The sequence below is a fragment of the Silicimonas lutimaris genome (genome assembly GCF_047314965.1).
GTDB lineage: Bacteria > Pseudomonadota > Alphaproteobacteria > Rhodobacterales > Rhodobacteraceae > JAVJUV01.
In genome coordinates, this window is sequence record NZ_JBLBVK010000035.1 from 64842 (window position 1) to 75149 (window position 10308).

At 55.5% G+C, this 10308-nt stretch carries 11 protein-coding genes; 5 read left to right on the plus strand and 6 right to left on the minus strand.

The genetic code is table 11. The features are described from left to right. Positions 1 to 150 precede the first annotated feature (150 nt). Positions 151 to 1665 carry a winged helix-turn-helix domain-containing protein gene (locus ACKLNI_RS03485; RefSeq protein WP_413717622.1) on the plus strand — a complete coding sequence of 505 codons (1515 nt, stop codon included), beginning with the start codon at positions 151 to 153 and terminating at the stop codon, positions 1663 to 1665. Positions 1666 to 1741: 76 nt separating this feature from the next. Here ACKLNI_RS03485 and ACKLNI_RS03490 read toward each other — a convergent pair whose 3' ends face one another. The 4 genes from ACKLNI_RS03490 to ACKLNI_RS03505 form a co-directional block, all read right to left on the minus strand. Further along, a complete protein-coding gene (locus ACKLNI_RS03490; protein WP_413717623.1) occupies positions 1742 to 1948 on the minus strand; it encodes a hypothetical protein in 207 nt (68 codons plus the stop codon). A gap of 280 nt (positions 1949 to 2228) precedes the next feature. Then, positions 2229 to 2477 carry a ParB N-terminal domain-containing protein gene (locus ACKLNI_RS03495; RefSeq protein WP_413717624.1) on the minus strand — a complete coding sequence of 83 codons (249 nt, stop codon included), beginning with the start codon at positions 2475 to 2477 and terminating at the stop codon, positions 2229 to 2231. A gap of 97 nt (positions 2478 to 2574) precedes the next feature. Further along, on the minus strand, positions 2575 to 3201 hold the full coding sequence (locus ACKLNI_RS03500; RefSeq protein WP_413717625.1) for a nuclear transport factor 2 family protein: 627 nt from the start codon (positions 3199 to 3201) through the stop codon (positions 2575 to 2577). Positions 3202 to 3300: 99 nt separating this feature from the next. Continuing rightward, positions 3301 to 4485: a cytochrome P450 gene (locus ACKLNI_RS03505; protein ID WP_413717626.1), complete on the minus strand. Its 1185-nt coding sequence runs from the start codon at positions 4483 to 4485 to the stop codon at positions 3301 to 3303. 426 nt (positions 4486 to 4911) lie between these two features. Here ACKLNI_RS03505 and ACKLNI_RS03510 point away from each other — a divergent pair, with 426 nt between their 5' ends. The 4 genes from ACKLNI_RS03510 to ACKLNI_RS03525 all read left to right on the plus strand — a co-directional run bounded on the left by ACKLNI_RS03510 (position 4912) and on the right by ACKLNI_RS03525 (position 8044). After that, positions 4912 to 5907, plus strand: coding sequence for a hypothetical protein (locus ACKLNI_RS03510; RefSeq protein WP_413717627.1), 996 nt, complete (start codon positions 4912 to 4914; stop codon positions 5905 to 5907). After that, positions 5904 to 6935, plus strand: coding sequence for a carbohydrate kinase family protein (locus ACKLNI_RS03515; protein WP_413717628.1), 1032 nt, complete (start codon positions 5904 to 5906; stop codon positions 6933 to 6935). Before ACKLNI_RS03510 ends, ACKLNI_RS03515 begins: the two co-directional genes overlap by 4 nt. Positions 6936 to 7296: 361 nt before the next feature. Continuing rightward, a complete protein-coding gene (locus tag ACKLNI_RS03520) occupies positions 7297 to 7614 on the plus strand; it encodes an HPF/RaiA family ribosome-associated protein (protein WP_413717630.1) in 318 nt (105 codons plus the stop codon). Between the two features lie 82 nt (positions 7615 to 7696). Next, positions 7697 to 8044: a hypothetical protein gene (locus ACKLNI_RS03525; protein ID WP_413717631.1), complete on the plus strand. Its 348-nt coding sequence runs from the start codon at positions 7697 to 7699 to the stop codon at positions 8042 to 8044. A 311-nt stretch (positions 8045 to 8355) separates the two neighbouring features. On the opposite strand, the gene ACKLNI_RS03530 is transcribed toward ACKLNI_RS03525, so the two are convergent. Together ACKLNI_RS03530 and ACKLNI_RS03535 are read right to left on the minus strand one after the other, a co-directional pair. Next, entirely contained in the window at positions 8356 to 8712 is a 357-nt protein-coding gene (locus ACKLNI_RS03530) for a hypothetical protein (RefSeq protein WP_413717632.1), read from the minus strand. 273 nt (positions 8713 to 8985) lie between these two features. Beyond that, complete coding sequence (locus tag ACKLNI_RS03535) at positions 8986 to 9771, minus strand: ankyrin repeat domain-containing protein (protein WP_413717633.1); 786 nt, start codon at positions 9769 to 9771, stop codon at positions 8986 to 8988. Positions 9772 to 10308 lie beyond the last annotated feature (537 nt).

Sequence of the window (10308 nt, forward strand, 5' to 3'; positions counted from 1 at the left end):
CGACCCTTCACAGCCCAAAGCGAGCAGGACCGCGCAGCGTAATGAGCCGGCGATCAGAGTTCCTTTTCGGGGCGTCAAAATTCTATCGAGATCTTTGGAAACAAGGCTTGATCCAGTAAGATAGCGTTAAGTTCCGAGATCGGTTCCAGGATGACAACCTCTGCGCTGCCCTTTTCGCTAGATGTCGCTACGCGTGAATTACACGTCGATGGCACGCTCGTTTCCATCGGCGCGAGAGCCTTCGATGTTTTGGCCCTCCTTGCTTCCAATAGTGAGCGCGTTGTTACAAAGCAGGAACTCTTGGAAACTGTATGGGGCGGACTCGCGGTAGAAGAGGGCAACTTATCGGTTCAAATCTCAACGCTTCGCAAAGCTCTCGGAGCGAAATCGATTTCAACAGTTCCCGGCGTCGGCTATAAATTGGCGCTCGGAGATGTTCATGCGCCATCAGTGCGAGGACCTGCACTGCCTGATATCCCGTCCCTAGCAGTGCTGCCTTTTGCCAACCTCACCGGTGACGCGTCGCAAGAGTATCTTGTGGAAGGCATAGCCACCGAACTCATTGGTGCGCTCACGAAGATCTCGGGCCTTTTCACCATCGCGGCGACGTCCAGCTTTTCATACAAGGGTCGCACAGTGCACCTACCAGATGTGGGCCGTGAATTGGGAGTGCGCTACGTACTCGAGGGTTCGGTTCAGCAGGCGGGACAGATTCTACGAATCTCGGTGCAGCTCGTAGAGGCCACAACCGGGCGTGTAATATGGTCTGAACGCTTCAACGGCACACTCGAAGGTATCTTCGAATTGCAGGACCGTTTGACTGAGAACGTCGCTGCCGCGATAGAGCCCAACTTACGATCCGCCGAAGCCATTCGGAGCCGTGAAAAGCCACAGAACGACCTGCGCGCCTATGATCTTTGCCTCCGGGCCGAGCCTATGATCCGCTTCACATCTAAACCAGAGGATTTCGCCAGCGCTTTCGGCTTGCTCGATGAGGCAGTGGACCTTGATCCAGGCTATGCCTATGCGAAGGCGCTAAGATGCTGGTCCTATACAGGGGCTTGTGGCGGCCGGTTCATCTCCCACAGCGACGCGGTGCACATCCTGCCCGACGCTTATGGACTTCTCGATAGCGGCACCAGCGATGCGATCACACTTGCCTACGCTGCACACACCGTAGCCTATCTCGACAAGGGTGCCGAGATCGGTCTGGTGGCGATCCGTAGAGCCAAGTCGCTAAACCCGAATTCCGTCACAGTGCTTTGCTCCTCAGGCTGGATTCATGCATATTTAGGGCAGTTCGAAATAGCACTTTCAGACGTTGAACGGGCTTTGCGTCTTAACCCGCTTGACCCGAGTCATGGCTTCGCACGCAGCGCGTTGGGCCCTATTATGTTGGGCCTCGGTCGTACGAACGAAGCCATTGCCATGCTCGAAGACTCCTATCATGAGGCTCCGACCTACGGTTCAACTGTGTTTTCGCTCGTGTGTGGGTATTGGCGATCCGGTCGCCTGGAGGATGCAAAGCGTATGGCACGCGAGTTATTGAAGATTAATTCGGACCTGACCCTGAGATACACGCTGGATACAACGCCGTTCAAATACCCGCCAATCCTGAAGTTGTTCAGTGACGCACTGCCTGCTTGCGGCATACCTGAGGTTTGAAAAACAGAAATCGATCAAAGGCATCGGGAGTTGGGCGCAAGAATGTCGCTGTTTCCGCTGATGCTATGGAACCACCTCACCGCAACAGGTTGTCAACGCGGATACGGGCAGCTTCGCGGAGCGCACGCCTGGAAAGCTCTTTTTCGGGGTCTGGCTCCCTCCGGAGGAAAACAGTCTCGAGTAGGTCGATCACTTGCCAGAATTCCGCTTTAGAGGTGTAGCGCGGTTTGTGTATCCCGGGGACGCGTTTACTGAGATTGGAATTGCTGTTCAAAATGGTCATTGGCTCAGCTCCTAAGTGCGGCATTACGAACTTGTTTGAGCTATTTCTTGGACCATTCCGTTCTTAAGTGTCCTTTTTCAGCGGCTTAAACTTTCTAAAGCGGCCTTAAACTTTCCTTTTTACGCAGTTCTATGCATTAGAAATCTAGAAGAACCGAAGATGAGCAGGTCTCGACGCAAGTTCGACGGCTAACCGCGACGATGCTCGGCCCGCGAACGCTTCGAGGTAAACCGAGCAATAATTACTTTGTCCTGTGTGCTGATCTTGATTGGTGATTTGCTCAGTGCAGCCGCGCTTTGACCTTGTAGGCTTCGACCGTTTCTTCGCCCAATGCTATTAATGCCTCTAATCGATGCAATCCTTCGATCAAGACATATCCATCGCCGTCCTCCCGAACTCGGATTGGAGTTCGCTGCCCGTTCTCAAGAATGTCCTCGGCCAACAACAATACCTTATCTGCTTCAAGCGTCTTCCGCCGTTTAACCGGCACACGGATCGAAGCGATGGCGATGGTCTCTTTCGTCAGCATGCCCAAGCTTGCACGCAATATTCCATTTTGCCCAGTAAATCCGAAGGATTTCTGTGTCCCGCAGAGCGGTCATTGATGCCGGCTGAGCTGCTGTCGGCTATCCAACTGCACCTGGACTGTCTGCTCCATCCAGCCAGTTCCCTCCCTCCGAATATAGACGTTCGACCTCAGGCCCGGTTATCCCGGGCATTCCCTTTTCTTTGACCTTGTACCCGATCTGCGTCTGCAGATACGCCAGATGCCGATATCCGGTGGGAAACCTCTCCAGAATTGACGTGTCAAGTTCCAGTGAGGCGCCGGGACTTACGGGGTCCATCCTGTCTTTTTCATAGATGGGCTGCCTTCGAACCATGAGCCAAACATCGTCCTCCTTCGAAAGGAAGTCGTAGAAACGCCCAGTAGCAACGACATCGACCAAGACACCATGAACCTCCGCGCGCTGACTAATCGTCATTTTCGTCTGGGCGATTGCCCTGTCATCTCGGATTTCGCTGATGTGGCCGAGGTTGGCGTGAATAATCGATACCCCTGCCTGGAATCCGTTCCGGCGCGCCGAAGCAAAATCCTTCGCGCTCGCCTGAAACCACGTCGCAGCCATCGTTCCATCGTCATGCCAGACTTCGTCAAAAAGGCCCCACAGCCCCGAGTCACTTGCAATAATCCATTGATCTACAAGTTCCCGAATGGCCAGCTTGTCCGACACAAGTGTGCTATTGAGGTCCATTGGCGTTCTCCCTGCACAAGTCCTCACCGATACAACTTTATCAAGTGACCCGGCGGGAGTCTGCGTCGTTCGCAAAGCGTTCATTCAAGGGAAACCGCTTTAAGTCCTCCGAAATGGAAGCGTCGCGGGACTTCGAAAATTCGAGGAGGGAACCCAGTCAAAATCCCGGTGCCTGACCTCGAAATTCGGAATGGTCCCCAAGAAGCTCTCCATAGCGATCCGCGTGACGGTCCGGGCAAAGCCACTTCCGATGCAGAAGTGCTTGCCTGTCCCGAAGCCGAGGTGGCCACGCGGATTGCGATCGATATCGAACTGGTCGGGCTCGGGAAACTTGCGCTCGTCCCGATTAGCTGCACCGTAGGCGAGAACGACTGTATCGCCTGGAGCAATCCTCTTACCGTGCAATTCGACTTCTCTCTTTGCGGTCCGTTTGAAGCGCTGCGCTGACGTATTGAAGCGTAGAGATTCCTCAATAGCAGCCGGCATAAGGCTGGGATCAGACGCAATGCGAAAGCGCGCTTCGGGGTGATCTGCGATGTTTAGAGCGAAGATGCTCATGAAGCTCGAGAGCGATTCAACCCCTGCCACGACAAACATCGTCGTGGTCAGCATGACCTCACGTTCTGTGAGGCGCTCGCCATCGACCTCGGCTTCAGCCAGGGCAGTAATCAGATCGTCGGCTGGCTTTGCCCGTCGGATTACAATTTCTTCCGCAAGGAACTCAGTCAACTCTGCGAAGGCTCGATTGAGTTCAGAGTTGCGTCCGCGAAGCTTCTTGTCTGTTGAAATGGACAGAACGACCTGCCGACGCATCTCCTTCGGATCACGTTCTGGCAAACCGAGAAGCCGGAAGATCGACCCCACCGTCACAACGCTTGAGAAGTCTTGGACGAAGTCGAACTCCTCGCGGTCGGCAAATGCAGCAATGGCTTCGCTGACTACGTCCTCAATGACGGGCACCAGCTCCCGAACGGCCTTAGGCGTGAAAGCCGCTTGGGCCAAAACACGTAGGCGATCGTGGTGAGGCGGGTCTGTCGTCCCCAGCGTGCCACCGGATCGACCGGGTATTTCGTCTACAAGATTACCACTCAACGATGAGAAGGTCTGCCAGTCTTGGGCGGCAGCAAAGACATCTTCGTATCTAGATAAAATCCAGACGCCAGCGGTCTTGCTCCAGTAGCATGGATGTTCATCTCGAAGCCGCTTGTAGCCAGGAAACGGATCAGCATCGATAGACCTTGAGTAGATGTCGAAAGGTTCGGGCATCATCACACCTACGGACATTCCTTTAGAGCATCTTATCACAGATCCACGTCGGATAGACGCGGTGATAAACTGCGCGCCCAAACGGCAGCTGTGTCCGCGATCCGGTCAAAGAGCCTGATCTGGTCCAAGTCCGCTCCCGCACAAAGCAGACGTTCCCGCCGAAATCCGCGCCGTCGGCTCCGTCAATGACTGGATGGCGGGCAAGACTGGTCATCCGCCAGAAATGCTCAGATGACTGGGAAGGGCCCAAAGGCGCCATTCCCAGTCGCGCGACTTTCTTCAGTGACGTGGCGGTCGAAATTCGTTGCTCACACATTGTCCCTTGGAAGCCTGTGCCGAGCGGACAGGTGCATTCATTACCATTGGCTATCCGCGAGACACCGAGCTAAATCCAATTGACAAGCGCTGGCTCTCAGCGCGCAACGAACGAGTTCGGAGATCGAGGTGCCATCAAAATTGCTCAAGCTAGATCAGAAACTGGATCGTATCCGCAGTGGAAGCTACACGCCCCGGGACTTTGTCATTGCGGACGCCAAGGACGGCGACATGGGGGGCGGCGCTGGCGCAACGGGGATCGATAGCGAGACCGGACTTGCCAAACCGATATCGGTTTACAGATCCGCCATGAAAGAGATGGTTGCCTCTGACCTGATCGATATCATGTTGATGTCGCTTTCTTCCGCCGAGGCGCTTGCTGCGGAAACTGATTTTCATTCGTATGACGTGACACCCGCCGTTCGGTTGAACGAGGGTACGGACATCTGGGGATTTCGAGGTGCGAGCTACCGAGCCCACGCAGCGCAGGCATTTCGAACCGCGCGGATAGACCGGGCGCGCGCGCTTTGCGACCTGGGGCTCTATGCGGTGACGTTCTACAACGATGTCGAACGTGACGTGGCTACTTTGGAAGCTTATTCCCGGTTTCGCGATGAGGCCGGCGCGGCCGGCATGAGGCACTTTCTGGAAGTTTTCAATCCGGCGTTTCCCATCGATACGGGCGGCGAAGATGTCGGGGTCTACATCAACGACGCCATCGTGCGTTGTCTTGCCGGGGTCGCGCGTGCAGATCGGCCGCTTTTTCTGAAGATGCAGTACAACGGCCCACGTGCGATGGCCGAACTTGCCGCATTCGATCCCGAAAACCTTATCGTTGGCATACTTGGTGGAAGCGCCGGGACGGCTCGGGACACTTTTGAACTGATAAGCCAGGCCGAGCGGTTTGGAGCCCGAGTGGCGCTCTTCGGCCGCAAGATCTATTTTGCCGAGGACCCTGTGGAAATCGTCCACTCGATGCGGCGGGTGGTCGAGGGAGACATTTCGCCTGAGGAAGCGGTCGTCGCCTATCACGATCACCTTGGGAAATCGGGGATATCGTCCATCCGGACTCTTGAGGCCGATCGACAGGTGACCGACCCGATTTTGATGGCGGAGGCCAAATGAGGCTGGGATTGGCCTCGCGGCGAGGCATCCTGACTGGTGGAACATGGTGTGCCGATCACAACAAACTGGTCTCGGACTGGCCCTCCGAAGAAATGGTCGTGGAAATCCTGACCAATGACGTGCGGGGCGGCGGATCGGCCTGCAATCTTGCGGTCGACATGAAGCGCCTGGATCAGGATATGCCCGTCTCGACGATTGGCCTTGTCGGCGACGACGAGGACGGAAAAATTCTGCTGGCCGAGGCGGATGCAGCGGGAATTGAACGGTCCGGCCTGAGGGTTGCCCATAACGGACGAACTTCGCACACGGATGCGTTTACATCTCAAACTTCTGGACGGCGCACCCACCTGTATCTTCCGGGTACAGCGGCCGAGTTGACGCCTGATCATTTCGATCTTTCTGCCTCAAGCGCCCGCTTTCTTCATCTTGGCCTTCCCGGCGTTCACGCCAAAATGGATGCCGCATGGGGCGACGACCCGAATGGCTGGGTCACGGTGTTGAAGGAAGCAAAAAAAGCCAGCTTTGCCACCAACCTTGAATTGTGCTCGGTCTCGGCGGAACGGATTGCCGAACTGGTTCGTCCGTGCTTGGCGCATTTGGACCTTTTGGTTGTCAATGATTTCGAAATTGCGGCCATCGCCGGTTTGCCCGGCGAATCCGCTTCAGGTGTAGATGTTCAGAGCTGTGTTGACGCGGCCCGGGTGGTGCTCGAAGCGGGAGCGATGCAGCTTGTTGTCGTGCATTTCCCGCACGGAGCCGTCGCGCTCAGTCGAGATGGCGGAGAATTCTCAATCCCTTCGGTTTCGGTGCCTTTGGACTCAATTCAGGGCACCAACGGTGCCGGAGACGCCTTTGCCGCCGGTCTGCTTTATGGCCTTCATGAGAATTGGAGCATAACTGACGCCATCCATCTTGGTCATGCATCGGCGGCGGCTTCGATGCGCGGCCTTGGAACCACCGATAAGGTGGTTTCCTGGCGCGAGTGTCTTGACCTGGCTACCAGGTGGGGGTGGCGCGAAACGCTTTGAAGGGTCGCGCGCTCGTCGCTCGCAACTGGCCAGCGGAGGGCGGGCGTTCTCATGCCGAGCCCGTGTGCCGAAGTTCCAAGCCGTCCGGGCACGGTCGCTCCGACCCGTGACATACCGCAATGCCCGCTTCGTCCGCGAAGCTGACCTTAGGCGCAAAATTCCCAGTGGCGGCTTACGCCGAAAGCGGTCGTTCACCCAAATCTGGCTAGTGACCGCTGTGCGGACATAGCTGCCATTAGGCAAGCTCCATCGGTCCGACATTTGATTCAAAGCAACGCACAGCGCTGCCTAGGGTGATAGCGTCGTGCTCCTTACCAAGCTATCCCTACCAATTGTTGGGGATATTTCGAAGGACGCCAAAATGCAGATCGAAGTCAGTACAGATAACAGCATCAAGGGGAGTGAAGCCATCACGGCCCAAATTATGGGACTGGTACAGCACGATCTGGCCTACCTTGCAGAACATATCACCAGAATTGAGGTCCATCTCAGTGATGCCAACGCCGACAAGACCGGCCCAGATGATGTAAAATGCGTCCTGGAAGCACGCCTCAAAGGCCAGCAGCCTACTGTCGTCACGGATGCGGCCGCAACTTTAGAACAGGCGACGAGGGGCGCAGCTGGTAAGATGAAAAGCGCGCTAGAAAGCACTCTCGGGAAACTAACGAACCGTCGCTAGCGTATCAGGCAACAGTCTTTTTTGTCGCCGATCGATCTACACCCTCGGGCGATAGAGCATCTTACGATAATGGAGGTAGACTATGACAGACGAAGACAAGCTTTGGGCAATTGAAGAGCGGTTTTGGACGGAAGGCGCTGACAGCGCGCGGACGATGACGGCAAAGGGCGCCGTATTTGTTCTCCCTTATCCGCCGGGAATACTTCAGGGCGACACTGCTTGGCGCGAGAGCTTAGTCGCGCAGAGGTGGCGGTCCGTCGTGTTTTCGGAGCGATACTATAAGCAAGAAAAGGATGTTACCGTTTTGGCCTACCGCGTCTCAGCAGAACGCGGAGACACACCGATCTACGAAGCCCTTTGCACATCCACCTACCTGCAGGATGATGGGAAATGGTTGCGAATTGTGCACCAACAAACCCCCATAACATAACCGTTCAACGGCCGCTGCACAGGCCTCCTGTGCTACTGCGACGTTCCCAACGGTCAACGTCCGCTCCGGGCTCGAAGTGGACGCTTGGATGAAACTGCTCGATGTCCGAGAAGCGGACATAGGAGACACTTGGGGCTTCCTGAATTGAGCAAGCAGCGCAAGAAGTCCGAATGTAAAGCGCGCAGAATTCTCCCAGAGCCCGTAGCGCATGCCTGTGCTCTGTTCGCTCGGTCGGGTGTGTGGCGGAAGTCGAATTCGGGGCATTGCGGAGCAATTTGTCCGAATCTGCCATTTTCAGCTAGCGCTTGAACTTATCGCAGTGCCCTTTTTTCGAAGTGCCGTCGATTGCGCGAGGCGATCAAGATGATTGCGAGACAGGCCAACGCATTGCCAAGGAAGATTGCTGCCATAACCAAATCTGCGAGGCAGACAACTGCATAGAGTATGGTCGTGATGTGAGAGATCAGAAATAGCGACCACGTCGTGTAGGAGATGGCCGAGGCACCATTTCCGTCGCGTGCGGCTTTCACGATCTGAGGCACATAGGCTACGATCCTAATTGAATTTATACCTGCAAAAATGCCGAGAATGTAGCTTTGCAAGGTTTGGTGATGCTGATCGAAATAGGTCTTAAGGGCCAATTCGGCCTCGTTTAATGCCTCAAGCATTCCAGCGCCCACCGATTTTGAATTCAATAAACCTGACCTTACGGAAAGGTTTGCAGATTCGCCAAGGCTTCGGACTGAGAGCAATCGACAGCTTAATGCTGCAGTGTGACGCCGTGCGCGATAAAGCCCGTTAGCGCCTTAGGCTCGAAGCCAGCGCTCTTCGGTCTTACTTCAATGACCGCGGTGCAGGCCCAGCGGAGGCTCGATGCTCGCCAATTGTTGGTCCGGAGAGCAACACAACGGCTTTGCCTAGCCCGAAGCAATTCGAGTGAGCTATTCTTTTGCTCCTGCGGCTCTTAGCATCGCGGCCATCTCATCACGATCGCGCTCCAGTGCAAGGCCAAGTGGGGTTAAGCCCGATTTGTCGACCGCCGTTAGGTCGGCTCCAAGCGTTAGCAGTCTCTGCACTGACCCTGTTCTGTTGAAGTTGATGGCGACATGTATGGGCGTAGAGCCATTGCCATTAACAGAGTTAATGTCCGCCCCCGCATCAATAAGCGCCTCCAATGCTTCAATGGAGTTAGAACGTGCTGCATGATGAAGTGGTGTGTCTAGATCGCTGCCAGCTTGAGGTTCCAAGATGGCGTCGCGCTCTAACAACAGTGCCACAATCTCAGGATGATTGGTTTCCGCTGCTTTGTGTAGCGGCAATACTCTGTGGTCATTGGCGCCGATATTCGGATCGGCTCCTGCATCGAGTAAGATTTTGGCAACCTCCAGGTGACCAAATTCAGATGCGAGGCGAAGGGGAGAGTTAACGTCATTGCTATTCTTCATCATGTTTGGATCAGCGCCGTTGCTGAGAAGAATAGCGACCACCTCTGCGTCACCACGGGCAGACGCCCAATGGAGCGGGGGGCCACCCGGCGCACCATATTCGTTTACGTCGGCACCTTCCGCTATCAGTTTGCGAACCAGTTCGGCATCACTGTTTCGCACAGCTTCATGGATGGGGCCCGCGAACAACTGGGCTGCACAAACTATGAGTGCAGAGGTTGCAAAGAAAAGCGCACATGGCGAGGTCGGCTTCAGACTTCTAGTTGGATTCCACTCTGACATGTCTAATCCTCCTATGATCAGGAAGCCACTTTGTCAGAAAGCTGCTGATCGAACTTTGATGCTCATCAACTCAAGCGCATCATCGGTCTCGACCGGCTGCGCCTCCGCGGACCCAACGGCGCCAGAGACGAGTTCCTCCTCGCCGCAACCGCCCAGAACCTTCGGAAACTCGCGAAACTGATCCCCGACACCCCAGCTCCGGCCTGAGCGACCGGCCGAAGCGAATGCGACTGCAATGTCCTCGCGGCCAAAAGGCCGACTTCTTCAACACAATCAGCCCAAAGCAGAAAGCGAAGGCTCACTAGCGGAAGCCGAAGCGGACGGAAGCTCATGTTGTGCTATGCTTGATTGGTCCTTCTGGTGAGCCTCACATGGTCAACCTGGCAAGACTGATGCAAAAAATCTGAGAAAGGATCCGATGCCCCGCAACACCAAGTTAATCCTCTGCCCCGTCAATCTTCGCCACCTGAAGGTGGATTGCAGTGCCTACGAAGAGGCCATCGCTATGGCGAAACGCCGTGGCGCGAAGCTTCTCGT